At 48.4% G+C, this 24,568-nt stretch carries 21 protein-coding genes, 4 tRNA genes and 1 pseudogene; 24 read left to right on the top strand and 2 right to left on the bottom strand.

Going from position 1 to position 24,568, the window contains the following annotated elements; all coding sequences use genetic code 11:
- Positions 1 to 230: 230 nt before the first annotated feature.
- Positions 231 to 1,496: a LysM peptidoglycan-binding domain-containing protein gene (locus ACTHUR_RS09505; protein WP_049336996.1), complete on the bottom strand. Its 1,266-nt coding sequence runs from the start codon at positions 1,494 to 1,496 to the stop codon at positions 231 to 233.
- A gap of 234 nt (positions 1,497 to 1,730) precedes the next feature.
- Here ACTHUR_RS09505 and def point away from each other — a divergent pair, with 234 nt between their 5' ends.
- The 10 genes and pseudogenes from def (at position 1,731) to topA (ending at position 13,390) form a co-directional block, all read left to right on the top strand.
- Entirely contained in the window at positions 1,731 to 2,234 is a 504-nt protein-coding gene (gene def, locus ACTHUR_RS09500; RefSeq protein ID WP_003678675.1) for a peptide deformylase, read from the top strand.
- A gap of 135 nt (positions 2,235 to 2,369) precedes the next feature.
- A complete protein-coding gene (fmt, locus tag ACTHUR_RS09495) occupies positions 2,370 to 3,296 on the top strand; it encodes a methionyl-tRNA formyltransferase (protein WP_070503666.1) in 927 nt (308 codons plus the stop codon).
- Between the two features lie 33 nt (positions 3,297 to 3,329).
- Positions 3,330 to 3,848 (top strand): annotated as a pseudogene (locus tag ACTHUR_RS09490) (O-acetyl-ADP-ribose deacetylase).
- A 46-nt stretch (positions 3,849 to 3,894) separates the two neighbouring features.
- Complete coding sequence (gene rsmB / locus ACTHUR_RS09485) at positions 3,895 to 5,154, top strand: 16S rRNA (cytosine(967)-C(5))-methyltransferase RsmB (protein WP_070503669.1); 1,260 nt, start codon at positions 3,895 to 3,897, stop codon at positions 5,152 to 5,154.
- On the top strand, positions 5,120 to 5,713 hold the full coding sequence (locus ACTHUR_RS09480) for a DUF4390 domain-containing protein (RefSeq protein WP_004520180.1): 594 nt from the start codon (positions 5,120 to 5,122) through the stop codon (positions 5,711 to 5,713). The genes rsmB and ACTHUR_RS09480 overlap by 35 nt, the downstream gene beginning before the upstream one ends.
- Positions 5,714 to 5,716: 3 nt before the next feature.
- Positions 5,717 to 7,843 (top strand): sensor histidine kinase, encoded by a 2,127-nt coding sequence (locus ACTHUR_RS09475; protein ID WP_004520181.1) that lies wholly within the window; start codon positions 5,717 to 5,719, stop codon positions 7,841 to 7,843.
- Positions 7,830 to 9,104, top strand: coding sequence for a sigma-54-dependent transcriptional regulator (locus tag ACTHUR_RS09470; RefSeq protein ID WP_004520182.1), 1,275 nt, complete (start codon positions 7,830 to 7,832; stop codon positions 9,102 to 9,104). Before ACTHUR_RS09475 ends, ACTHUR_RS09470 begins: the two co-directional genes overlap by 14 nt.
- A 235-nt stretch (positions 9,105 to 9,339) precedes the next feature.
- On the top strand, positions 9,340 to 10,530 hold the full coding sequence (dprA, locus tag ACTHUR_RS09465; protein ID WP_004520183.1) for a DNA-processing protein DprA: 1,191 nt from the start codon (positions 9,340 to 9,342) through the stop codon (positions 10,528 to 10,530).
- 24 nt (positions 10,531 to 10,554) lie between these two features.
- Positions 10,555 to 11,010: a DUF494 family protein gene (locus tag ACTHUR_RS09460; protein ID WP_004520184.1), complete on the top strand. Its 456-nt coding sequence runs from the start codon at positions 10,555 to 10,557 to the stop codon at positions 11,008 to 11,010.
- Between the two features lie 73 nt (positions 11,011 to 11,083).
- Entirely contained in the window at positions 11,084 to 13,390 is a 2,307-nt protein-coding gene (gene topA, locus ACTHUR_RS09455; RefSeq protein WP_004520185.1) for a type I DNA topoisomerase, read from the top strand.
- 113 nt (positions 13,391 to 13,503) lie between these two features.
- Here topA and ACTHUR_RS09450 read toward each other — a convergent pair whose 3' ends face one another.
- Positions 13,504 to 13,854, bottom strand: a complete 351-nt coding sequence (locus ACTHUR_RS09450) for a hypothetical protein (RefSeq protein WP_079453718.1) — start codon at positions 13,852 to 13,854, stop codon at positions 13,504 to 13,506.
- 366 nt (positions 13,855 to 14,220) lie between these two features.
- Between ACTHUR_RS09450 and rsmD the strand changes: the two genes are divergently transcribed.
- The 14 genes from rsmD to rpoB all read left to right on the top strand — a co-directional run bounded on the left by rsmD (position 14,221) and on the right by rpoB (position 24,551).
- The gene (gene rsmD / locus ACTHUR_RS09445) at positions 14,221 to 14,793 is read left to right on the top strand and encodes a 16S rRNA (guanine(966)-N(2))-methyltransferase RsmD (protein ID WP_004520186.1); all 573 of its coding nucleotides are present in this window, start codon (positions 14,221 to 14,223) and stop codon (positions 14,791 to 14,793) included.
- Positions 14,794 to 14,915: 122 nt separating this feature from the next.
- Complete coding sequence (locus tag ACTHUR_RS09440) at positions 14,916 to 15,167, top strand: YfhL family 4Fe-4S dicluster ferredoxin (RefSeq protein WP_003679513.1); 252 nt, start codon at positions 14,916 to 14,918, stop codon at positions 15,165 to 15,167.
- 98 nt (positions 15,168 to 15,265) lie between these two features.
- Positions 15,266 to 15,349, top strand: a tRNA-Tyr gene (locus ACTHUR_RS09435).
- A 31-nt stretch (positions 15,350 to 15,380) separates the two neighbouring features.
- Positions 15,381 to 15,454, top strand: a tRNA-Gly gene (locus tag ACTHUR_RS09430).
- A gap of 9 nt (positions 15,455 to 15,463) precedes the next feature.
- Positions 15,464 to 15,538, top strand: a tRNA-Thr gene (locus tag ACTHUR_RS09425).
- A 48-nt stretch (positions 15,539 to 15,586) separates the two neighbouring features.
- Positions 15,587 to 16,771, top strand: coding sequence for an elongation factor Tu (gene tuf / locus ACTHUR_RS09420; protein WP_004520187.1), 1,185 nt, complete (start codon positions 15,587 to 15,589; stop codon positions 16,769 to 16,771).
- A gap of 6 nt (positions 16,772 to 16,777) precedes the next feature.
- Positions 16,778 to 16,853: transfer RNA gene (locus ACTHUR_RS09415), tRNA-Trp, on the top strand.
- Positions 16,854 to 16,984: 131 nt separating this feature from the next.
- Positions 16,985 to 17,260 carry a preprotein translocase subunit SecE gene (gene secE / locus ACTHUR_RS09410; protein WP_004521090.1) on the top strand — a complete coding sequence of 92 codons (276 nt, stop codon included), beginning with the start codon at positions 16,985 to 16,987 and terminating at the stop codon, positions 17,258 to 17,260.
- 2 nt (positions 17,261 to 17,262) lie between these two features.
- Entirely contained in the window at positions 17,263 to 17,796 is a 534-nt protein-coding gene (gene nusG, locus ACTHUR_RS09405; RefSeq protein ID WP_003680697.1) for a transcription termination/antitermination protein NusG, read from the top strand.
- A gap of 104 nt (positions 17,797 to 17,900) precedes the next feature.
- Positions 17,901 to 18,335 carry a 50S ribosomal protein L11 gene (gene rplK, locus ACTHUR_RS09400; RefSeq protein WP_002220151.1) on the top strand — a complete coding sequence of 145 codons (435 nt, stop codon included), beginning with the start codon at positions 17,901 to 17,903 and terminating at the stop codon, positions 18,333 to 18,335.
- Positions 18,335 to 19,030 (top strand): 50S ribosomal protein L1, encoded by a 696-nt coding sequence (rplA, locus tag ACTHUR_RS09395; RefSeq protein WP_003677918.1) that lies wholly within the window; start codon positions 18,335 to 18,337, stop codon positions 19,028 to 19,030. The genes rplK and rplA overlap by 1 nt, the downstream gene beginning before the upstream one ends.
- Positions 19,031 to 19,253: 223 nt before the next feature.
- A complete protein-coding gene (gene rplJ / locus ACTHUR_RS09390; protein WP_003680699.1) occupies positions 19,254 to 19,754 on the top strand; it encodes a 50S ribosomal protein L10 in 501 nt (166 codons plus the stop codon).
- Positions 19,755 to 19,811: 57 nt separating this feature from the next.
- Positions 19,812 to 20,183: a 50S ribosomal protein L7/L12 gene (rplL, locus tag ACTHUR_RS09385; protein WP_003677916.1), complete on the top strand. Its 372-nt coding sequence runs from the start codon at positions 19,812 to 19,814 to the stop codon at positions 20,181 to 20,183.
- 189 nt (positions 20,184 to 20,372) lie between these two features.
- The gene (gene rpoB, locus ACTHUR_RS09380; protein WP_004521091.1) at positions 20,373 to 24,551 is read left to right on the top strand and encodes a DNA-directed RNA polymerase subunit beta; all 4,179 of its coding nucleotides are present in this window, start codon (positions 20,373 to 20,375) and stop codon (positions 24,549 to 24,551) included.
- The last annotated feature ends 17 nt before the right edge of the window (positions 24,552 to 24,568 follow it).

Genomic DNA, 24,568 nt, shown 5'->3' with positions numbered 1-24,568 from the left:
ACAGGCAATAAATGGTGTGTTGGGCTTTACATATTTCTGATTGGAATGGCAGAACGGAAAAACGATAGAAAAAAGAATAGCCGATTACCGGCTGGAAAAATAAGATGTTGTTTGCGCTTTAAACAACGTGTTACAGATTTCTTTATTCTGATGGGCAGCAATCAAAAGGCCGTCTGAAAAACAGGTTTTCAGACGGCCTTATTTGCCAGATGGCTGCTAAGAAAGCTCAATCAGCTGCGGACTTCCAGTTCGATTTCTCTTTCTTGTTCGTCTTCAGCCGGCTTGTCCATGGTTTTTTCATCAGCCATATTGTCCAAGTCGCGGCCGGGTTCGGAAGCGGTATCACCGATGGAAACGCTGTTCAGGCTTTCCAAAATAATGGCTGAGGCCAGATGGTCGGATGTGCGGTACACCATTGCCAAACCGATTTCTTCCGCCGGAATGGAAACCAACTCAACCGTATCTTTGTCTTTCGGCTTACGAATCAGGTTGTTGGATAGATTGACACGGACTTGGCGGCCGCGTTTGTAGAGGCTGACCACAGTGCCTTTGTCCAAGCCGTCGAGTTCGCCTTTATCCAAAGTAATGGTTTGGAACTGACCGGCTTCGCCCACGCCGTCGAAGATGGAAACGACTTTGGCCTGAATCGGACGGGCAGGGGCGTGAGGCATCACATTGAAGCTGTCGAGGCCTTCGGGCAGTTTCAGCAGATAGTCGTCTTTGCGGATTTCGGAAACGGCTTCTTCGATAACCAAAGGTTGCGCGGACTGGGTGCGCAGCTTCATGACTTTGTTGACTTGGGTGTAATACTCGTTGCTTTTGAGTTTTTCGTCAGAAGCGCGGGTACGGTTTTCCAAGGCGGAGTCGGTGTAAGGCAGCGTGTTGGCGATGCCGCTGAACACGACTTCTTGGCCGAGGAATTTACCGGTTTCCGGATCGGTGATGTTTTTATTGACGCGGTAGGTCAGGTAGCGGCCGGGTTCGGTCAGGCCGTATGCGTACACGCGGTTGCCTTGGGTGTAGAGGACGCGGTTGTCGGGACCTGCAATCAGGCGCGGCGCGTTGGCGGTTTCTTCCGGAGCGATAATCTGCGGATGTTTCATAAACATGCGGTAGAGGTTGACGTTGACGGTCGGAATGCCGTAGCCGGAAGTTTCGCGTACGCGCGGATGCAGTTTGATCACGGGAATGCCGTCTGAACGGGTTTGGGCGTGTTCAAAACCCAGTCGAGGCTGGCCGTTGACGTAGCGTAAAACCAACACCTGACCCGGATAGATCAGGTGCGGATTGCGGATGGCGTTGCGGTTGGCGCCCCAAAGGCGGTTCCATTGCCACGGGCTGTACAGATATTTGCCGGAAATGCCCCACAAGGTATCGCCGTTTTTAACGACGTAGCGTTGCGGCGCATTGGGGCGGATTTTTAAAGAAGCTGCCTGAGTGTGGGCAGAAATAGCCATGCCTGCCATGCAAAGCAGGGTTATAATACGTTGTTGCATAACCGTTCCCCTTGAAATCGGTTTGGTTTGTCTTCAGATGATAAACAGAGAAGGCTGGAGTTTGCGAAACTGCCGCCCATCCATCAATACGATAACGAACGGCCTCTGTCGCGCTATCTTAACATTTTTCGGCGTTATTTTAGCATTGAATGTTGCTGTCATGACAGGAGATTGTGGCGGCGGAAACCAAATCTGTATGAAAATCACACATCAGTTTTATAAAACGAGAATATTATGGCTTTACTGAACATCCTCCAATACCCTGACGAGCGTTTGCACACGGTTGCCAAACCTGTTGAAAAAATCGACGAGCGCATCCAGACATTGGTTGCCGATATGTTTGAAACCATGTACGAAGCACGCGGTATCGGCTTGGCGGCCACTCAGGTCGACGTACACGAGCGCATCGTCGTGATGGATTTGACCGAAGACCGCAGCGAGCCGCGCGTGTTCATCAATCCCGTCATTGTCGAAAAAGACGGCGAGACAACTTACGAAGAAGGCTGTCTGTCCGTACCGGGCATTTACGATACTGTGACCCGTGCCGAGCGCGTCAAAGTTGAAGCCTTGAACGAAAAAGGCGAGAAATTCACGCTGGAAGCAGACGGCCTGCTGGCAATCTGCGTGCAGCACGAATTGGACCACCTGATGGGCATCGTGTTTGTCGAACACTTGTCGCAGCTGAAACAAGGCCGCATCAAAACCAAACTGAAAAAACGTCAGAAACACACCATCTGACCTGCGCATCGCTTAAAGGCCGTCTGAAAAGACAAAACAGAAGGCATACTTCGGTTTTCAATCTTTCAGACGGCCTTTTCAGCTGAAACAGTTTGCCCAACGCGCCCATTCAAACCATTTTCACAAGGACACAACATGAAAGTCATCTTTGCCGGTACGCCCGATTTTGCCGCCGCCGCCTTGAAAGCCATCGCCGCCGCAGGTTTTGAAATTCCGCTGGTGTTGACCCAGCCTGACCGCCCCAAAGGCCGCGGCATGCAGCTGACCGCATCGCCGGTCAAACAGGCTGCCTTGGAATTAGGTTTGACCGTGGCGCAGCCGGAAAAGTTGCGCAATAACGCCGAAGCCCTGCAAATGCTTAAAGATACGGGCGCGGATGTGATGGTAGTGGCCGCGTATGGTTTGATTTTGCCGCAGGATGTGTTGGATACGCCCAAACACGGCTGCCTCAATATCCACGCTTCGCTGTTACCCCGTTGGCGCGGCGCGGCACCGATTCAACGTGCGATTGAAGCCGGCGACGCCGAAACCGGTGTGTGTATCATGCAGATGGACATCGGCTTGGACACCGGCGATGTGGTCAGCGAACACCGCTACGCCATCCAGCCTACGGATACCGCCAACGAAGTGCATGACGCGCTGATGGGTTTGGGTGCGGAAGCGATTGTTGCCGACTTGCAGCGTCTGCAGGCTGAAGGCCGTCTGAATGCGGTCAAACAGCCTGAAGAAGGCGTTACCTACGCCCAGAAATTGAGCAAAGAAGAGGCGCGTATCGATTGGAATGAAAGCGCGGCTGTGATTGAGCGCAAAATCCGTGCTTTCAACCCTGTACCTGCCGCGTGGGTCGAGTATCAAGGCAAACCGATGAAAATCTGGCGTGCCGAAGTCGTGGTCAAACAGGGTAAGGCAGGCGAAGTGTTGTCCTGCACTTCAGACGGCCTGCTGGTGGCGTGCGGTGAAAATGCGCTGAACATTACCGAATTGCAGCCTTCCGGCAGCAAACGCATGAGCATACAGGCATTTGCGGCAGGCCGGACGATTGAAGTCGGAACGGTTTTGTAACAGGCTGGAAACAAACGTAGAGGAAAGAAAACAATGGCTGTTTTTGAAGTGGTCGAGGGCGATATTACCCGATTGGCAGTCGATGCGATTGTCAATGCCGCCAATTCATCGCTGTTGGGCGGTGGCGGAGTAGACGGTGCAATACACCGCGCCGCAGGCAAAGAGCTGCTGGATGAGTGCCGAACTTTGGGCGGTTGCCGCACAGGCGAAGCCAAAATAACCCAAGGCTATCGTTTGCCTGCGCGTTTTGTCATTCATACGGTCGGGCCGGTATGGTTTGGCGGAAAACAAAATGAAGAGGCCAAATTGGCACAATCCTACGCCAATTCCTTGCTGCTTGCCCAGAAACACGATCTTCACAGCATCGCCTTTCCGTGCATCAGTACCGGTGTGTACCGTTTCCCGGCCAAAGCTGCCGCGCGTATCGCTTTGGAGAGTTTGAAACAAGTCCTGCCGTAATGTCCGGCAGTGGAAAAAATCATCTTTTGCTGTTTTTCCAAAGCAGATGCCGAATATTATCGGGCATTGCTGGCAGCCGAACAGGCCGTCTGAAATCCTCCGAACACTTGAAATCAAATATAAATCAGAAAGCAAAAATATGAGTATGTCCCTCGCCCAAAAACTGGCCGCCGACAGCGTTGCCGCGGTTGCCGAAGGGCGCAATCTTCAGGATGTCTTGGCGGAAATCCGCGCGGCGCATCCGCAGCTGACGGCGCAGGAAAACGGCGCGTTGCAGGATATTGCCTACGGTTGCCAGCGTTATTTGGGCAGTTTGAAGTATATGCTTGGTCAAATGTTGAAGAAGCCGATTGACAATCCGCAGCTTGAAAGCCTGCTTTTGGCGGCGATGTACCAACTGCATTACACGCGCAATGCGCCTCATGCCGTGGTCAATGAAGCGGTGGAAAGCATTGCCAAAATCGGCCGCGGCCAGTTCCGCTCGTTTGCCAATGCGATTTTGCGCCGCTTTTTGCGTGAACGCGACAAGCTCGCAGCTTCCTGCAAAAAAGACGATGTGGCGAAACACAATTTGCCGCTGTGGTGGGTGGCTTATTTGAAAAACCATTATCCGAAACATTGGCACAATATCACCACTGCGCTGCAATCGCATCCGCCGATGACTTTGCGCGTCAACCGCCGACACGGCAATGCCGAAAGCTATTTGGAAAAACTGGCTGCGGAAGGTATTGCGGCCAGGGCTTTGGACGAATACGCCGTGATGTTGGAAGAAGCTGTGCCGGTAAGCCGCCTGCCCGGTTTTTCAGACGGCCTGGTGTCGGTGCAGGATTTTGGTGCGCAACGTGCTGCCTATTTGTTGAACCCGAAAGACGGCGAACGCATTCTCGATGCCTGTGCGGCGCCGGGCGGCAAGACAGGCCATATCTTGGAACTGGCAGATTGTCATGTTACCGCTTTGGATATAGATGAAGGCCGTCTGAACAGGGTGAAGAGCAATCTTGACCGTTTAGGCTTTCAAAAGGCCTCTTTGACTTGTGCCGATGCGCAGGACTTGGCGGCATGGTATGATGGAAAGACCTTTGACGCTGTCTTGGCCGATGTGCCGTGTACCGCTTCGGGCGTGGCGCGGCGCAATCCTGACGTCAAATGGCTGCGCCGGCCGACCGATGCCGTCAAAACCGCACGCCAACAGGAAGCATTATTAGACGCGCTGTGGCAGACCCTGACGAAAAACGGCAGGATGTTGCTGGCTACCTGCTCGGTCTTTGTCGAAGAAAACGACGGTCAGTTGCAAAAATTCCTTAACCGCCATGCCGATGCCGAGTTGATCGAATCGCATGTGCTTTTACCGAACAAACATCAAGATGGCTTTTATTACGCGCTTATTAAAAAGCAGTAAAACGCTGATTGTACCGCTCTTGCTTGCCGTGTCGCTGAACGCGGCAGGCGAGGGCATCAGTGCGACCCGTGCCGAGGCAAAGCTGACCCATGCCGGACAGCTTTCCGTCAGCAGCCGTTTCCGCACTGACTTGCCCGACCAGCTTAAAGAAGCACTCAAACAGGGCGTCCCCCTGCATTTCAATTTAAGTTGGCAGCTGTCAGCGCCGTCTATGTCGTCTTATAAATTCAAGTTCGACCAGCTGCTCAACAACGACAGCACGATTCAATACAAATTGTCCTTCCATCCGCTGACCAACCGCTATCGCGTTACCGTCGGTACGTTTTCTACCGAGTACGATACGCTTGAGACTGCCTTGCGCGCAGTGGGCGCGGTCGCGAATTGGAAGGTTTTGTCCAAGGGTGCGCTGAGTGATGTGGCCGCCAAAGACACGAAGGCTGAAATCCGCCTGCTGCTGACAACCGCCAAGCTGCCCAAACCGTTCCAAATCAATGCCCTGACGTCTAAAAACTGGCATTTGGATTCCGGTTGGAAGTCCTTGTCGGTCGTGCAGGAGTAAACCATGCGCCGCTTTCTTCTGATTGCCGCCGTATTCGCCGTTGTTTTGTTGTACGGTCTGACTGTTGCAACGGGCAGCAGCAACGTATTGTCCGATTACTTCTGGTGGATTGTCGCCTTGTGCGGTTTGCTGTTGCTGGTGTTGGCGGCGGTGTTGGTGCGCTATGTCGTGCTTTTGATGCGCGACAACAGCAAAAGCGTGTTCGGTTCGCAGATTGCACGTCGGCTGTCGGGGATGTTTACTTTGGTTGCCGTATTGCCGGGCGTGTTTTTGTTCGGTATTTCCGCCCAGTTTATTAACGGTACGATTAATTCTTGGTTTGGCAACGATACCCATGAGGCTCTAGAGCGCAGCTTAAACTTGAGCAAATCCGCGCTGAACTTGGCGGTAGACAACGCTGTCAGCAACGCCACGCCGGTGCAGATCGACTTAATCAGCGCCGCTTCGCTGGACGGCAACTTAGGGCAAGCGCTGGCAAAATCCGCGCTTACTGCCGACTTTGCCCAGCTGGCGCTTTATAACGCGACTACCCATAAAGCCGAGAAAAGCATCAATCCCTTGAAACTAAATCAACCTGAGCTTAACAAAGAAGGATGGGAGCAACTGGAGCAGACCGGCTCGGTGCGCAGCTTGGAAAACATCGGCGGCGTGCTGTATGCTCAAGGCTGGATGCTGATCGGTCCGCATAAAAATCAGGATTATGCGTTGTTTTTTCGGCAGCCGATTCCGAAAGATGTTGCCCAAGACGCGACGCTGATTGAAGCAGCCCGAGCCAAATATGCCGAACTGAGTTATACCAAAAAAGGCCTGCAAACCTTTTTCCTGTCCACGCTGTTGGTCGCGACATTATTGGCCATCTTTTTGGCGCTGGTGATGGCTTTGTATTTTGCCCGCCGTTTTGTGGCACCGGTATTGTCGCTGGCAGAGGGTGCGCGGGCGGTGGCTCAGGGTGACTTCAGCCAGACTCGGCCGGTATTTCGCAATGACGAGTTCGGCCGTTTGACCCAGTTATTCAACCACATGACCGAGCAATTAGCGATTGCCAAAGAGGCAGACGAGCGCAACCGTTTGCGCGAAGAAGCAGCACGCCATTATTTGGAATGCGTGTTGGAAAGTTTGACTACAGGCGTGATTACTTTGGATGCCAATGGCCGTCTGAAAACCTTTAACAAGGCCGCCGAACAGATTTTGGGCGTTTCGCTGGTGTCTTTGTGGGGCAGTAACTGGCATCAATGGCACGGCAAATCGCCGCAGCAAACCCTGTTGGCCGATGTGTTTGCCGCCATTAATGAAACCGCCGATAGCAACAAACCCGTCCAAGTCGAATACGCCGCGCCCGATGATGCCCGAATCTTGTTGGGCAAAGCCACCATTTTGCCGGAAGACAATGATAACGGCGTGGTGATGGTGATTGATGACATTACCGTCTTGATGCGGGCGCAAAAAGAGGCCGCATGGGGCGAAGTGGCGAAACGTTTGGCGCACGAAATCCGTAATCCGCTTACGCCTATCCAGCTTTCCGCCGAGAGATTGGCATGGAAATTGCATGATAAACTAGATGAACAAGACGCCCAAATTCTCAGCCGTTCAACCGATACCATCGTCAAACAGGTGGCCGCGCTGAAAGAAATGGTCGAAGCGTTCCGCAACTATGCGCGTGCGCCGTCGCTGAATTTAGAAAAACAAGATTTAAACGGTTTGGTGTCGGAAGTATTGGTATTATATGAGGCCGGCGCGTGCAAGTTTAATGCACGGCTCAGCGCCGACGCCCTGCCGATTGTTGCCGATACGACGGCGATGCGCCAAGTGTTGCATAACCTATTTAAGAATGCTGCAGAAGCGGCAGAGTCGGACGAAGCGCCTCAAGTAAACGTCGAAACAGGGCGCGAAGGCGGACAGGTTTTCCTGACCGTCTGCAACAACGGCAAAAGTTTCAGCAAAGAAATGCTGCACAATGCTTTTGAGCCGTACGTTACCGACAAACCGACAGGAACGGGGCTGGGTTTGCCCGTTGTGAAAAAAATTATCGAGGAGCATGGCGGCCGTATCAGCCTGAGCAATCAGAACAGTGGCGGCGCGTGCGTCAAAATAGCTTTACCGGAAATGGCAGAAACTTATGCGAAGCAGTGATATTTTGATTGTAGATGATGAAGTAGGCATCCGCGACCTGCTCTCCGAAATCCTTCAAGATGAAGGCTATACCGTCACTTTGGCCGAAAATGCCGAAGAAGCGCGCCAATTGCGTTATCAAACGCGTCCGGCCATGGTATTGCTGGACATTTGGATGCCCGATTGCGACGGCATCACTTTGTTGAAAGAGTGGGCGAAAAACGGCCAACTCAATATGCCTGTGGTTATGATGAGCGGCCATGCCAGCATTGACACTGCGGTTGAAGCCACTAAAATCGGCGCGCTCGATTTTCTGGAAAAACCGATTGCCCTGCAAAAACTCTTGTCCGCAGTAGAACGCGCCTTGAAACATGGCGAAGTTCAGACGGCCTCCGGCATGACTTTGGACAAACTGGGCAACAGTTCCGTCATTCAAGAAATGAACGGCAGTATTGAAGCGGCCGCCAAACACAACCGCCCGCTGTTGTTGGCCGGTGAGGCTGGCTCGCCGTTTGAGATTGTCGCCCGCTATCTGCACAAAAGCGGTACGCCTTGGGTGGCAACCGACCGTGTCGAACACATTGTTGATACGCCGATGGAGCTGTTGCAAAAGGCATCAGGCGGTATTTTGTATGTCGGCGATATTGCCCGTTACAGCAAAAACATCCAAAACGGCATTGCTTTCTTGCTGGAAAAAGCCGACCGCTACAATGTCCGTGTGATTGCTTCATGCGGTTTTAAACGAGGTGAGGGCGCCGATGACGTCGTTGCCGGCCGATTAGCAGAGCTGTTGAAAGAGCGCATCAATGTTCCTTCTTTGCGCAGCCAGCCGGACGACATCGTCTTTTTAATCAACCGCATCATGACCGATTTGGCCGAAAGTCAAAAAATCCAGCCGGTAAAATTCAGCGACAGCGCATTGGTGGTTTTGCGCCAATACGATTGGCCGGGCAATTACGACCAGCTTGCCGAAACGGTGAAAAACATCATGTTGGAATCTGACGGCAAAGAAGTGGACGAGCAGGCCGTTGCCGTGGCTTTGGGTCAGAAGGAAAACGCGACGGCGACAGAAATCATCGGCGGCTTCAATTTCAATATGCCTTTGCGCGAATTGAGGGAAGAAGTCGAGCGCCGTTACTTTGAGTACCACATCGCCCAAGAAGGCCAAAATATGAGCCGCGTGGCGCAAAAGGTCGGTTTGGAGCGTACACACCTTTACCGCAAACTCAAACAACTCGGTATCAGCGTATCGCGCCGCAGCGCCGACAAATCCGAAGAATAAGCGCAATATCGGTTCAAACACAAAAGAGGCCGTCTGAAAGCCATCAGGTTTTTCAGACGGCATCGTCATTTGACGGTTTGCTTAGACAAGCAATACTTTATAAAAATAATGGTATGGCTAGGCATTGTTATTTTGCCTTTTAAGCCGACAGAAGTTTTATATCAATAAAATTTTCAGACGGCCTTGATTTACTTCAGGCCGTCTGAAAAAAACATTACGAAAAGGGAACAGATTGATGACGGAAAACGAGCGTTTTGCTTGGTTGCAACTGGCATTTACGCCCTATATCGGCGCAGAAAGTTTTTTGGTGCTGTTGCAGCAATTCGGTAGCGCACAAGCTGCCTTGAATGCGCCGGCAGACAAAATTGCCGCGTTGGTGCGCCATAAACAGGCAGCCGAGTCGTGGCGTAATGCGGACAAACGGGCTTTGGCGCAGCAGTCTGCTGAAGCCGCTTTACAATGGGAAATGCAGGACGGTTGCCGTTTGTTGCTGCTGCAAGATGATGATTTCCCCGAAATGCTGACACAAGGCATTACCGCGCCGCCGGTCTTGTTTTTACGCGGCAATGCAGAGCTGCTGCACACACCTTCTGCCGCGATGGTCGGCAGCCGCCATGCCACGCCGCAGGCAATGCGAATTGCCAAAGATTTCGGTAGGGCGTTGAGCGAAAAAGGCATTCCCGTCGTATCGGGTATGGCTTCGGGTATCGATACCGCCGCCCATCAGGGGGCATTGCAGGCAGATGGCGGCACCATCGCCGTCTGGGGAACCGGTATAGACCGCATTTATCCGCCGTCCAATAAAAACCTTGCTTATGAAATTGCCGAAAGGGGATTGATTGTCAGCGAGTTCCCTTTAGATACGCGTCCGTTTGCAGGCAACTTTCCGCGCCGCAACCGTTTGATTGCCGCATTATCGCAGCTGACATTGGTGGTCGAGGCGGCATTGGAATCTGGCTCATTGATTACCGCCAAGCTGGCGGCAGAGATGGGGCGCGAAGTGATGGCGGTGCCCGGGTCGATAGACAATCCGCATAGCAAAGGCTGCCACAAGCTGATTAAAGACGGGGCAAAACTGGTGGAATGTCTGGACGATATTCTCCATGAGTGTCCGCAGCTATTGCAAAATACGCCTGTTCCATCATATTCTATAAATAAGACGGTAAAACTGAAAAACGATCAAACCAAACATCTGCAACCAAAAACAATAGCGGATGAACCGCAAAGGCCGTCTGAAAACCTATCTGCCGCCCCATCAACAAGCGCTTTATTGGAAGCAATGGGTTACGACCCGATACATCCCGATATTTTGGCGCAACAAACCAATACGGCGGCGGCAGACGTGTACGCACAGCTTTTGGAATACGAACTTGACGGTATCGTTGCCGCCTTGCCGGGCGGCCGTTATCAGCGTGTCAAAGCATGAATTATCTATATTTAAGGAACCAGCATGACCGAAGTCATTGCCTATTTAATCGAACACTTCCAAGATTTCGACAATTGTCCGCCTCCGGAGGATTTGGGTCGCCTCTTGGAAGATGCGGGTTTTGATGCTACGGAAATCGGCAATACATTAATGATGATGGAAGTCTTGTTCAATACGTCCGAATTCTATGCTGAGCCGTTTAACAGCGACTCCCTGCGCGTATTCTGCCGTGAAGAAGCTGACAACCTGCCGCAGGAAGTCATGGGCTTGATGCAGTATTTGGTTGCCGAACACGCAATTACTTATGAGCAACGCGAAATCGTCATTCATGCCCTGATGCACATTCCATCGGACGAAATCACCCTCGATACCGCCAAAGTGTTGGTATTGCTGGTGTTGTGGATGCACAAGAGCGAGTTACCCGTCCTGATAGGCGACGACTTGATGAGTGCGTTGACCGGACAAAACGTGATGCACTAAACCTTTTTTCAGACGGCCTCAATAATAAAGGCCGTCTGAAACATAAACCCAATACATCCAAAAGAGAACAACAATGGCGAAAAACCTATTAATCGTCGAATCCCCGTCCAAAGCCAAAACCCTGAAAAAATATCTGGGCGGTGATTTTGAAATCTTGGCGTCTTACGGTCATGTCCGCGATTTGGTTCCGAAAAGCGGAGCAGTCGATCCTGACAATGGCTTTGCCATGAAATACCAACTGATCAGCCGCAACAGCAAACACGTCGATGCCATCGTTGCCGGTGCCAAAGAAGCTGAAAACATCTACCTCGCAACTGACCCGGATAGGGAAGGCGAAGCCATTTCTTGGCATCTTTTGGAAATCCTTAAATCCAAACGCGGATTGAAAAACATCAAACCGCAGCGTGTCGTGTTCCACGAAATCACCAAAAACGCCGTGCTCGATGCGGTTGCCCATCCGCGCGAAATCGAAATGGATTTGGTCGATGCGCAACAAGCCCGTCGCGCTTTGGACTATTTGGTTGGTTTCAACCTTTCGCCATTGTTGTGGAAAAAAATCCGCCGCGGTTTGAGCGCAGGCCGTGTGCAAAGTCCCGCACTGCGTTTGATTTGCGAACGCGAAAACGAAATCCGCGCGTTTGAAGCGCAGGAATATTGGACGGTGCATCTCGACAGCCACAAAGGCCGCAGCAAGTTCACCGCCAAACTCGCCCAATACAACGGCGCGAAACTCGAACAATTCGACCTACCGAACGAAGCCGCGCAAGCCGACGTGTTGAAAGAACTCGAAGGCAAAGAGGCTGTCGTTACCGCCATCGAAAAGAAAAAGCGCAGCCGCAACCCAGCCGCGCCGTTCACCACATCCACCATGCAGCAGGATGCCGTGCGCAAACTCGGTTTCACTACCGACCGCACCATGCGTACCGCCCAGCAGCTTTACGAAGGTATAGACGTAGGGCAGGGCGCCATCGGTCTGATTACCTATATGCGTACCGACAGCGTGAATTTGGCCGATGAAGCGTTAACCGAAATCCGCTATTACATCGAAAACAAAATCGGCAAAGAATATCTGCCAAGTTCGGCCAAGCAGTACAAAACCAAGTCCAAAAATGCCCAAGAAGCCCACGAAGCGATCCGCCCGACTTCTGTGTACCGCACGCCTGAAAGCGTCAAACCCTTCCTGAGCGCAGACCAGTTCAAACTCTATCAAATGATTTGGCAGCGTACCGTTGCCTGTCAGATGACGCCCGCCAAATTCGACCAAACCACTGTCGATATTACCGTCGGCAAAGGCGTATTCCGCGTAACCGGACAAGTGCAGACTTTCGCAGGCTTTTTGAGCGTGTATGAAGAAAGCAGTGACGACGAAGAGAGCGAAGACAGCAAAAAACTGCCTGAAATGAGCGAAGGCGACAAACTGCCTGTGGACAAACTCTACGGCGAACAACACTTTACCACCCCGCCGCCGCGCTACAACGAAGCCACGCTGGTTAAAGCCCTCGAAGAATACGGCATCGGCCGCCCCTCGACCTACGCCAGCATCATCTCCACGCTCAAAGACCGTGAATACGTTACCCTTGAGCAAAAACGCTTTATGCCCACCGACACAGGCGACATCGTCAACAAATTCCTGACCGAACACTTCGCCCAATATGTCGATTACCACTTCACCGCCAAACTCGAAGACCAGCTTGACGAAATTGCCAACGGCAAACGCCAATGGATTCCCGTGATGGATAAATTCTGGAAACCATTTATCAAGCAAGTAGAAGAAAAAGAGGGTATCGAACGCGCCAAATTTACCACGCAGGAACTCGACGAAACCTGCCCGAAATGCGGCGAACACAAACTGCAAATCAAATTTGGCAAAATGGGTCGTTTCGTTGCGTGTGCCGGTTATCCCGAGTGCAGCTACACCCGCAACGTTAACGAAACCGCCGAAGAAGCGGCCGAACGTATTGCCAAAGCGGAAGCAGAGCAAGCTGAACTCGACGGACGCGAATGCCCTAAATGCGGCGGTCGTCTAGTGTACAAATACAGCCGTACCGGCAGTAAATTCATTGGCTGCGCCAACTATCCGAAATGCAAACACGTTGAGCCGCTGGAAAAACCGAAAGACACCGGCGTCCAATGCCCGCAATGCAAAAAAGGCAACCTCGTCGAACGCAAATCCCGTTACGGCAAACTGTTTTACAGTTGCAGCACTTATCCTGACTGCAACTACGCCACTTGGAACCCGCCCATTGCAGAAACCTGCCCAAAATGCGCGTGGCCGGTTTTGACCATCAAAACCACCAAACGCTGGGGCGTGGAAAAAGTGTGCCCACAAAAAGAATGCGGATGGAAAGAACAGATTGAACCGCCGGCACCGAAAGAGTAATTGGTTAAAGCTTGGATAGAAAAAGGCCGTCTGAAAAATGATTTTCAGACGGCCTTTTTTTAAATATTTTCAATTAAGCTAGAGAAGAATATCCATAAAGTTAAGGAGATGGTTCAATAACATCCAAATTGGTTACAGGTTTTACTAAAATAATTGCCCTGAGAATTTCTTCCATTCATAAAAGTGGTATCTCCAATTCTTTGGGTGGTCATATCCCAAGAATTACCATTTGCTGCACGACCATTAGTATAAGTAGTGTTGCCAATATGCATACTTTCTTGAGACCAATTGCTTCCAGTTCGAGAATTATATCCATTTACATAGGTAGTATCGCCAATTGTTTGGATACTATAAGTATTCCCGCTATTGTCATTGCAAGTGTGAAATGAGTCGCTTCCATAGCAAGCTGCGAAAGAAGAAACTGGTGTTACAAGTAAAGTAAAAAGTAAGACGATATTTTTCATACAAAACCTCAATATTCATTATAGGTAATATGAAAATATAATATAAAAATATAATTTACTCAACTATATTTGATAATTTAACCATCCATATAAAAATCAAACTATTTTGAAGCAAGGAGGAAAAGTCGTTAGATATGTAAATTAAATAAAAAAGTGGGTGTTTGAAAAGTTAGAGATGTCTATAGACATATTAGAATTTAGCCTTTGAAACAATTAACTTCTTTTATTTAGAACAAACTAAGGCCGTCTGAAAAATGAGTTTCAGACGGCCTTGTTGTCTCTAAAAGCAGAGATCGAAATATGGTTTGATAGCAGTTTCACTATATAATTGAGGCCGTCTGAAAAATCGGTATCTTTTTAAGAATTATGGCAAACAACAAACATTCCAAACACAGCAATCAAGTACGTATCATTGGTGGACAATGTAGGGGACGAAAGTTAACATTTTTATCTGCAGATGGTCTGCGCCCGACGCCTGACAGCGTGCGTGAAAAACTGTTTAACTGGCTGGGTCAGGATTTAACTGGAAAAACAGTATTGGATTTATTCAGCGGCAGCGGTGCTTTGGGAATGGAGGCTGCTTCTCGTCATGCGGCAAAAGTGGTAATGGTCGATAACCACCGCCAAACTGTTCAAACACTTCAGAAAAATATCCGTGAATTAGGTTTGAAACAGGCGAAAATCGAATGTTCAGACGGCATGGCTTATCTGGCAAGGCTGTCTGAAAAATTTGATGTTGTGTTCCTTGATCCGCCGTTTGCATGGGAAGATTGGCAAAATCTGTTTATCCGATTGCAAAGCCACTTGAAAAATGGGGCAATGGTCTATATTGAAGCAGGGAAGCTGCCTGAAAAACCGGATTGGCTGGAAATTTATCGGGAAGGAAAGGCGGGAATGAGCAGGTTTGAATTGTTGCTCTATTCGCAAGTTGCTGAATAGTATAGAATTTGAGAATCATTCCCAAGGTGTAAAACATTCTTTCAAACGGATTGTTCCGACGTCATTTGTGCTATAATCCGCGCCCAATCGGTTTTGATAATTTAAGAAAAAAGGAAATAGAAATGTCGCTCTTTATTACAGATGAGTGCATTAACTGCGATGTGTGCGAGCCGGAATGCCCTAATGATGCCATTTCGCAAGGTGAAGAAATTTACGAAATCAATCCAAATTTGTGTACGCAATGTGTAGGCCATTACGATGAGCCTCAGTGCCAACAGGTATGTCCTGTCGACTGTATCTTGATTGATGAAGAGCATCCTGAAACGCACGAAGAGCTGATGGCTAAGTACGAAAAAATCATTCAGTTTAAATAAATAGTGTTTAAAAGCAAAAGCTTGGATGTTTTTGAAGAAATAAATAAAAAAAAATCTTGACGGAAATCTAAGTTGCCAATAAACTAGCGTTCTCTTTTGGAGGGATTCCCGAGCGGTCAAAGGGGGCAGACTGTAAATCTGTTGCGTGAGCTTCGAAGGTTCGAATCCTTCTCCCTCCACCAAAAATTCTTACTTGGAGCAAATAGTGAGTATGCGGGTGTAGCTCAATGGTAGAGCAGAAGCCTTCCAAGCTTACGGTGAGGGTTCGATTCCCTTCACCCGCTCCAAACAATTTCGCCCATGTAGCTCAGGGGTAGAGCACTCCCTTGGTAAGGGAGAGGTCGGCAGTTCAAATCTGCCCATGGGCACCATCTCATTATTACCCTTTCTTTCAAAAGCTTAGATTATAGGATATTGCCATGGCTAAGGAAAAATTTGAACGTAGCAAACCGCACGTAAACGTTGGCACCATCGGTCACGTTGACCATGGTAAAACCACTCTGACTGCTGCTTTGACTACTATTTTGGCTAAAAAATTTGGTGGTGCTGCAAAAGCTTACGACCAAATCGACAACGCTCCTGAAGAAAAAGCCCGCGGTATTACCATTAATACCTCACACGTAGAATACGAAACTGAAACCCGTCACTACGCACACGTAGACTGCCCAGGCCACGCCGACTACGTTAAAAACATGATTACCGGTGCTGCCCAAATGGACGGCGCGATCTTGGTATGTTCCGCAGCTGACGGTCCTATGCCACAAACTCGCGAACACATCCTGTTGGCCCGCCAAGTAGGTGTACCTTACATCATCGTATTCATGAACAAATGCGACATGGTTGACGATGCCGAGTTGTTGGAACTGGTTGAAATGGAAATCCGTGACTTGTTGTCAAGCTACGACTTCCCAGGTGATGACTGCCCAATCGTACAAGGTTCTGCACTGAAAGCCTTGGAAGGTGACGCTGGTTACGAAGAAAAAATCTTCGAATTGGCTGCTGCTCTGGACAGCTACATCCCAACACCTGAGCGTGCTGTGGACAAACCTTTCTTGTTGCCTATCGAAGACGTATTCTCTATCTCCGGTCGTGGTACAGTAGTAACCGGTCGTGTAGAGCGCGGTATCATCCACGTTGGTGACGAGATCGAAATCGTAGGTCTGAAAGAAACTCAAAAAACCACTTGTACCGGTGTTGAAATGTTCCGCAAACTGCTGGACGAAGGTCAAGCAGGTGACAACGTAGGCGTATTGCTGCGTGGTACTAAACGTGAAGATGTAGAGCGTGGTCAAGTATTGGCTAAACCAGGTACTATCACTCCTCACACCAAATTCAAAGCAGAAGTATACGTACTGAGCAAAGAAGAGGGTGGTCGTCACACTCCATTCTTCGCTAACTACCGTCCACAATTCTACTTCCGTACTACTGACGTAACTGGTGCAGTTACTTTGGAAGAAGGTGTAGAAATGGTAATGCCAGGTGAGAACGTAACCATTACTGTAGAACTGATTGCGCCTATCGCTATGGAAGAAGGTCTGCGCTTTGCGATTCGCGAAGGTGGTCGTACCGTAGGTGCGGGTGTGGTTTCTTCTGTAATCGCTTAAGTTTACAGGCCAATAGCTCAATTGGTAGAGTATCGGTCTCCAAAACCGAGGGTTGGGGGTTCGAGACCCTCTTGGCCTGCCAAATAAAAAATTAACCGGCCTTGTGCCGGTTAATTTTTTTGTACTTAAGTTTTAAGATTATTTGGAATTAATTAATGGATCAATGCCACTATCTAAAATAAAGGCGGGTGGGGTATTGATAAGTGAGTAAAGATGACAGAACATCCGTCTGGACGCAAAGAAGACCATCAGAAAAAGGAAGTTGTGGTAAGTAATAAGCCAGCTCCTGAAAAGAAAGAAGGTCTGTTTGCATATTTTAAGAGCTCTTGGACTGAGTTTAAGAAGGTAGTTTGGCCGAGTCGTGATGAAGCGGTCAAAATGACTGTATTCGTGATTATCTTCGTTGCAGTTTTAGCAGCCTTCATTTATACGGCAGATACAATTATTTCATGGTTGTTTTTTGATGTTTTATTAAATAGGAAAGGGTAAAGATGTCAAAGCGTTGGTATGTGGTACAGGCCTATTCCGGTTTCGAGAAAAATGTTCAAAAAACATTGAAAGAGCGTATTGCTCGTGAAAACATGGAAGAATATTTCGGCCAGATTCTCGTTCCTGTGGAGGAAGTAGTAGATATCAAGAATGGCCGAAAAACCATCAGTGAGCGTAAATTCTATCCAGGCTATGTATTGGTTGAAATGGAAATGACTGATGATTCATGGCACTTGGTTAAGAGTACCCCTCGAGTAAATGGTTTTGTAGGCGGTAGTGGAAATCGCCCGATCCCAATTTCTCAAAAAGATGCAGATGCTATTTTGCAACAAGCTAAAACAGGTGTTGAGAAGCCAAAACCAAAAGTTGAGTTTGAAGTTGGTCAGCAAGTTCGAGTAAACGAAGGCCCATTTGCTGATTTTAACGGTATTGTTGATGAAGTTAACTACGAACGTAATAGACTGCGTGTTTCAGTTCAGATTTTTGGTCGTGAAACACCGGTTGAATTAGAGTTCGGTCAGGTTGAAAAGATTTAAGTGGTTTAATTCGCTTGAAAATTTTTTTTTAAGCGGATATAATCGCAAATTCTGTTTGGGAAGCGGAATGGTTCCGCGTTATACCCGTTTTTAGGAGTTCTTAAGTGGCAAAGAAAATTATCGGCTACATCAAACTGCAAATTCCTGCAGGTAAAGCCAATCCATCTCCCCCAGTTGGTCCTGCTTTGGGTCAACGTGGTTTGAATATCATGGAATTCTGTAAAGCATTTAATGCTGCAACCCAAGGTATGGAACCTGGTTTGCCAATTCCAGTCGTTATTACTGCATTTGCGGATAAATCATTCACTTTTGTGATGAAAACCCCTCCAGCTTCTATCTTGTTGAAAAAAGCTGCTGGTCTGCAAAAAGGTAGTTCTAATCCTCTGACTAATAAAGTGGGTAAATTGACCCGCGCCCAGTTGGAAGAAATTGCTAAAACTAAAGAGCCTGATTTGACTGCTGCTGACTTGGATGCGGCTGTTCGCACTATTGCCGGCTCTGCTCGCTCAATGGGCTTGGACGTGGAGGGTGTTGTATAATGGCTAAAGTATCTAAACGCTTGAAAGCTCTGCGCTCTTCTGTTGAAGCTAACAAACTGTACGCAATCGACGAAGCAATTGCTTTGGTTAAAAAAGCTGCTACTGCTAAATTTGACGAGTCTGTTGACGTATCTTTCAACCTGGGTGTTGATCCTCGTAAATCTGACCAAGTTATTCGTGGTTCAGTCGTTCTGCCTAAAGGTACCGGTAAAACAACTCGCGTAGCTGTGTTTACTCAAGGTGCAAATGCAGATGCTGCTAAAGAAGCTGGCGCAGATATTGTCGGCTTTGAAGATCTGGCTGCTGAAATTAAAGCTGGTAACTTGAACTTTGACGTTGTTATTGCTTCTCCTGATGCAATGCGTATCGTTGGTCAATTGGGTACCATCTTGGGTCCTCGTGGTCTGATGCCAAACCCTAAAGTAGGTACTGTTACTCCTAACGTTGCTGAAGCAGTTAAAAATGCAAAAGCAGGTCAAGTACAATACCGTACAGATAAAGCAGGTATCGTTCATGCAACTATCGGTCGTGCTTCTTTCGCTGAAGCTGACTTGAAAGAAAACTTCAATGCGTTGCTGGATGCTATCGTTAAAGCCAAACCTGCTGCTGCTAAAGGCCAGTACCTGAAAAAAGTTGCTGTATCCAGCACTATGGGTTTGGGTGTTCGCGTTGATACTGCAAGCGTGAACAACTAAGAAATTTTCAGGTGATCCAGTTTTCTGGATTGCCTGAATTTGGGCTACTTAAAATTAAGTAGATGTCCAAGACCGTAGGGATCGTAAGATTTAATCGTAACTGCCCTACGCAGACGGTAGTCCTGAAACACATTGCAAGATTGCTTGTAAGATGTCTTTTTAGGTTACCGCGCTGGTGGGATATCATTTCGGTATCCTGTTTATAAACAGTGGGAGGTAGACCTTGAGTCTCAATATTGAAACCAAGAAAGTGGCCGTAGAGGAAATTAGCGCAGCAATTGCTAACGCTCAAACTCTCGTAGTCGCTGAATATCGCGGTATCAGTGTTTCCAGCATGACTGAGCTTCGTGCGAATGCACGTAAAGAAGGCGTGTACTTGCGTGTTCTGAAAAATACTCTGGCTCGTCGCGCAGTAGAGGGTACTTCATTCGCAGGTTTGGCCGATCAAATGGTTGGTCCATTGGTTTACGCTGCTTCTGAAGATGCTGTTGCTGCTGCTAAAGTGCTGCACCAATTCGCGAAAAAAGATGACAAAATTATCGTTAAAGCCGGTTCTTACAATGGCGAAGTGATGAACCCTGCTCAGGTTGCTGAGTTGGCTTCTATTCCAAGCCGCGAAGAACTGTTGTCCAAACTGTTGTTCGTTATGCAAGCTCCTGTATCAGGCTTTGCACGTGGTTTGGCTGCTTTGGCAGAGAAAAAAGCTGGCGAAGAAGCCGCTTAATCGATTTTGTTTCATTTAATCAATTATTTTTTAATACAATATTTGGAGTAAAATAGCATGGCTATTACTAAAGAAGACATTTTGGAAGCCGTTGGTTCTTTGACCGTAATGGAATTGAACGACCTGGTTAAAGCTTTTGAAGAGAAATTTGGCGTTTCTGCTGCTGCCGTTGCAGTTGCAGGTCCTGCAGGTGCTGGTGCAGCTGCTGCTGAAGAAAAAACTGAATTTGACGTAGTATTGGCTTCTGCTGGTGATCAAAAAGTTGGCGTGATTAAAGTTGTCCGCGCTATCACTGGCTTGGGTCTGAAAGAAGCTAAAGACATCGTTGACGGTGCACCTAAAACTCTGAAAGAGGGTGTTTCTAAAGCTGAAGCTGAAGACATCCAAAAACAACTGGAAGAAGCCGGCGCTAAAGTCGAAATCAAATAATTTAATGCTTCCTGTGAAGGCTGGCAGTTTTCTGCCAGCCTTATTTTGCTTCTTCAAATAAGCATCAGGCATTGTTTACATTTATTTGCATAGTCTTGATAAAACCATTGCAAATAAATGTAAATATCAGGTTGATGCATGCCGTTGTTTTAGACGGCCTATTATTTAAAATTGCTTTTCGGAGTGTATATGAGCTATTCGTTTACCGAGAAAAAACGTATCCGTAAGAGTTTTGCAAAGCGAGAGAATGTCTTGGATGTTCCTTTCCTGCTGGCAACCCAAATTGATTCTTATGCGAAATTTTTACAGTTGGAAAACGCTTTTGACCAACGTACTGATGATGGTCTGCAAGCAGCATTCAATTCTATTTTCCCGATTGTGAGCCATAATGGTTATGCACGATTGGAGTTTGTGCATTACACATTGGGCGAACCTTTGTTCGATATTCCTGAATGTCAATTGCGCGGTATTACTTATGCGGCTCCATTGCGTGCACGTATCCGTTTGGTGATTTTGGATAAAGAAGCGTCTAAACCGACCGTAAAAGAAGTTCGTGAAAACGAAGTATATATGGGCGAAATTCCGTTGATGACGCCAAGTGGCTCTTTTGTCATCAATGGTACAGAGCGTGTAATTGTTTCCCAGTTGCACCGTTCTCCTGGTGTGTTCTTTGAGCATGACCGTGGTAAAACACATTCTTCCGGTAAGTTGTTGTTCTCTGCTCGTATTATTCCTTACCGTGGTTCATGGTTGGATTTCGAATTTGATCCAAAAGATTTGCTGTATTTCCGTATCGACCGTCGCCGTAAAATGCCGGTTACGATTTTGTTGAAAGCTTTGGGCTATAACAATGAACAAATCTTGGATATTTTCTACGACAAAGAAACTTTCTATTTGTCTTCAAACGGTGTTCAAACTGATCTGGTTGCAGGCCGTCTGAAAGGTGAAACTGCCAAAGTTGACATCTTGGATAAAGAAGGCAATGTACTGGTTGCCAAAGGTAAACGCATTACTGCGAAAAATATCCGTGATATTACCAATGCAGGCTTGACTCGTTTGAATGTAGAGCCAGAAAGCTTGATAGGCAAAGCATTGGCTGCTGACCTGATTGATCCGGAAACCGGTGAAGTATTGGCTTCTGCTAACGATGAAATTACAGAAGAACTGTTGGCTAAACTTGATATCCATGGTGTAAAAGAAATTACGACCCTTTATATCAACGAATTGGATCAAGGCGGTTACATCTCCAGCACTCTGCGTACAGACGAAACTGCTGATCAGCAAGCTGCACGCGTAGCGATTTACCGCATGATGCGTCCTGGCGAACCGCCTACCGAAGAAGCTGTTGAGCAGCTCTTCAACCGCTTGTTCTTCAGTGAAGACAGCTATGATTTGTCTCGCGTAGGCCGTATGAAATTCAATACGCGCACATACGAGCAAAAACTGTCTGAAGCACAACAAAACTCTTGGTATGGCCGTTTGCTGAACGAAACTTTGGCCGGTGCTGCCGAAAAAGGTGGTTACGTTCTGAGCGTTGAAGACATTGTTGCTTCCATTGCTACATTAGTTGAACTGCGTAACGGTCATGGTGAAGTAGACGATATTGACCACTTGGGTAATCGTCGTGTTCGTTCTGTGGGTGAGTTGACTGAAAACCAATTCCGCAGCGGTTTGGCTCGTGTAGAACGTGCAGTTAAAGAGCGTTTGAACCAAGCAGAATCTGAGAACTTGATGCCGCATGACTTGATCAATGCGAAACCTGTTTCTGCCGCGATTAAAGAATTCTTCGGTTCCAGCCAATTGAGCCAATTTATGGATCAGACCAACCCATTGTCTGAAGTAACCCATAAACGCCGTGTATCTGCATTGGGCCCGGGCGGTTTGACTCGCGAACGTGCAGGCTTTGAGGTGCGAGACGTACATCCGACCCACTATGGCCGTGTATGTCCTATTGAAACACCTGAGGGTCCAAACATTGGTTTGATCAACTCATTATCCGTTTATGCGCGTACCAATGATTATGGTTTCTTGGAAACTCCTTACCGCCGTGTTGTCGATGGCAAAGTAACTGAAGAAATCGACTACTTGTCTGCTATCGAAGAAGGCCGTTATGTGATTGCACAGGCGAATGCCGATTTGGACAAAGACGGTAATTTGATTGGCGACTTGGTCACTTGTCGTGAAAAAGGCGAAACCATTATGGCGACGCCTGACCGCGTTCAATATATGGACGTGGCAACCGGTCAAGTGGTATCCGTTGCAGCATCTCTGATTCCATTCTTGGAACATGATGACGCGAACCGTGCATTGATGGGTGCCAACATGCAACGTCAGGCTGTACCGTGTCTGCGCCCTGAAAAACCGATGGTTGGTACCGGTATTGAGCGCTCTGTTGCCGTTGACTCTGCAACTGCAATCGTTGCCCGCCGCGGCGGTGTGGTTGAGTATGTAGATGCCAACCGTGTTGTAGTTCGTGTTCATGATGATGAAGCGACTGCCGGTGAAGTGGGTGTCGATATTTACAACTTGGTTAAATTCACCCGTTCTAACCAATCTACCAACATCAACCAACGTCCGGCCGTAAAAGCAGGCGATGTGTTGCAACGTGGTGACTTGGTGGCCGACGGTGCATCTACCGACTTGGGCGAGTTGGCTTTGGGTCAAAACATGACCATCGCCTTCATGCCATGGAACGGTTACAACTACGAAGACTCGATTCTGATTTCAGAAAAAGTGGCTGCAGACGATCGTTATACTTCGATTCACATTGAAGAGCTGAACGTTGTCGCACGTGACACTAAACTGGGTGCGGAAGACATTACCCGCGATATTCCGAACTTGTCTGAGCGTATGCAAAACCGTTTGGATGAATCCGGTATCGTATATATTGGTGCAGAAGTAGAAGCTGGTGACGTCTTGGTAGGTAAAGTAACACCTAAAGGCGAAACCCAACTGACTCCTGAAGAAAAACTGCTGCGTGCCATCTTCGGTGAAAAAGCGTCTGACGTAAAAGATACTTCATTGCGTATGCCTACCGGCATGAGCGGTACCGTTATCGATGTTCAAGTCTTTACTCGTGAAGGTATTCAACGCGACAAACGTGCTCAATCCATTATTGATTCTGAGCTGAAACGTTACCGTCAAGACTTGAGCGACCAGTTGCGTATTTTTGATAACGACGCATTTGACCGTATCGAGCGTATGATTGTTGGTCAAAAAGCCAATGGTGGTCCGATGAAGCTGGCTAAAGGCAGTGAAATCACTACCGAATATTTGGCGAGCCTGTCCAGCAAACATGATTGGTTTGACATCCGTTTGGCTGACGAAGATTTGGCCAAACAGTTGGAACTGATTAAATTGAGCCTGCAACAAAAACGCGAAGAAGCGGATGAGTTGTATGAGATCAAGAAGAAAAAACTGACCCAAGGCGACGAGCTGCAACCGGGCGTACAAAAAATGGTGAAAGTATTTATCGCCATCAAACGCCGTCTGCAAGCCGGTGACAAAATGGCGGGTCGCCACGGTAACAAAGGTGTGGTATCACGCATTCTGCCGGTGGAAGACATGCCTTACATGGCTGACGGCCGTCCGGTAGACATTGTACTGAACCCATTGGGCGTACCTTCCCGTATGAACATTGGTCAGATTTTGGAAGTTCACTTGGGTTGGGCGGCAAAAGGTATCGGTGAACGCATCGATCGTATGCTGAAAGAGCAACGCAAAGCCAGCGAGCTGCGTGAATTCTTGAACAAACTCTACAACGGTAGCGGTAAGAAAGAAGATTTAGACAGCCTGACAGATGAAGAAATCATCGAATTGGCTTCTAACCTGCGCAAAGGTGCGTCTTTCGCCTCTCCTGTATTCGACGGTGCGAAAGAGTCTGAAATCCGCGAAATGTTGAACTTGGCTTACCCAAGTGAAGATCCTGAGGTTGAGAAACTGGGCTTCAACGACAGTAAAACTCAAATCACGCTGTATGACGGCCGTTCCGGCGAAGCATTTGACCGCAAGGTTACAGTCGGTGTGATGCACTATCTGAAACTGCACCACTTGGTTGACGAAAAAATGCACGCCCGTTCTACCGGTCCATACAGTTTGGTTACCCAGCAGCCTTTGGGCGGTAAAGCTCAGTTCGGTGGCCAACGTTTCGGCGAGATGGAGGTTTGGGCATTGGAAGCATACGGCGCGGCATACACGCTGCAAGAGATGCTGACTGTGAAGTCTGACGACGTGAACGGCCGTACCAAAATGTACGAAAATATCGTCAAAGGTGAACACAAAATCGATGCCGGTATGCCTGAATCCTTCAACGTATTGGTTAAAGAGATTCGCTCACTGGGCTTGGATATCGATTTGGAACGCTACTAAACAGAAGTTTTCAGACG

This window comes from Neisseria sp. P0021.S007, from assembly GCF_051956855.1.
Note: the sequence above shows the minus strand (reverse complement) of the source record. Positions and strands in the feature narration are given on the sequence as shown.

Bases quoted from the DNA above. Each gene is read 5' to 3' on its own strand.
- ACTHUR_RS09475 (WP_004520181.1), top strand. From the start codon at position 5,717: ATGCGCCGCTTTCTTCTGATTGCCGCCGTATTCGCCGTTGTTTTGTTG.
- rpoB (WP_004521091.1), top strand. From the start codon at position 20,373: ATGAGCTATTCGTTTACCGAGAAAAAACGTATCCGTAAGAGTTTTGCA.
- topA (WP_004520185.1), top strand. From the start codon at position 11,084: ATGGCGAAAAACCTATTAATCGTCGAATCCCCGTCCAAAGCCAAAACC.
- nusG (WP_003680697.1), top strand. From the start codon at position 17,263: ATGTCAAAGCGTTGGTATGTGGTACAGGCCTATTCCGGTTTCGAGAAA.
- ACTHUR_RS09450 (WP_079453718.1), bottom strand. From the start codon at position 13,854: ATGAAAAATATCGTCTTACTTTTTACTTTACTTGTAACACCAGTTTCT.
- tuf (WP_004520187.1), top strand. From the start codon at position 15,587: ATGGCTAAGGAAAAATTTGAACGTAGCAAACCGCACGTAAACGTTGGC.
- rplA (WP_003677918.1), top strand. From the start codon at position 18,335: ATGGCTAAAGTATCTAAACGCTTGAAAGCTCTGCGCTCTTCTGTTGAA.
- fmt (WP_070503666.1), top strand. From the start codon at position 2,370: ATGAAAGTCATCTTTGCCGGTACGCCCGATTTTGCCGCCGCCGCCTTG.
- ACTHUR_RS09470 (WP_004520182.1), top strand. From the start codon at position 7,830: ATGCGAAGCAGTGATATTTTGATTGTAGATGATGAAGTAGGCATCCGC.
- ACTHUR_RS09440 (WP_003679513.1), top strand. From the start codon at position 14,916: ATGTCGCTCTTTATTACAGATGAGTGCATTAACTGCGATGTGTGCGAG.
- secE (WP_004521090.1), top strand. From the start codon at position 16,985: ATGACAGAACATCCGTCTGGACGCAAAGAAGACCATCAGAAAAAGGAA.
- rsmD (WP_004520186.1), top strand. From the start codon at position 14,221: ATGGCAAACAACAAACATTCCAAACACAGCAATCAAGTACGTATCATT.
- rsmB (WP_070503669.1), top strand. From the start codon at position 3,895: ATGAGTATGTCCCTCGCCCAAAAACTGGCCGCCGACAGCGTTGCCGCG.
- def (WP_003678675.1), top strand. From the start codon at position 1,731: ATGGCTTTACTGAACATCCTCCAATACCCTGACGAGCGTTTGCACACG.
- dprA (WP_004520183.1), top strand. From the start codon at position 9,340: ATGACGGAAAACGAGCGTTTTGCTTGGTTGCAACTGGCATTTACGCCC.
- ACTHUR_RS09505 (WP_049336996.1), bottom strand. From the start codon at position 1,496: ATGCAACAACGTATTATAACCCTGCTTTGCATGGCAGGCATGGCTATT.
- ACTHUR_RS09480 (WP_004520180.1), top strand. From the start codon at position 5,120: ATGGCTTTTATTACGCGCTTATTAAAAAGCAGTAAAACGCTGATTGTA.
- ACTHUR_RS09460 (WP_004520184.1), top strand. From the start codon at position 10,555: ATGACCGAAGTCATTGCCTATTTAATCGAACACTTCCAAGATTTCGAC.
- rplL (WP_003677916.1), top strand. From the start codon at position 19,812: ATGGCTATTACTAAAGAAGACATTTTGGAAGCCGTTGGTTCTTTGACC.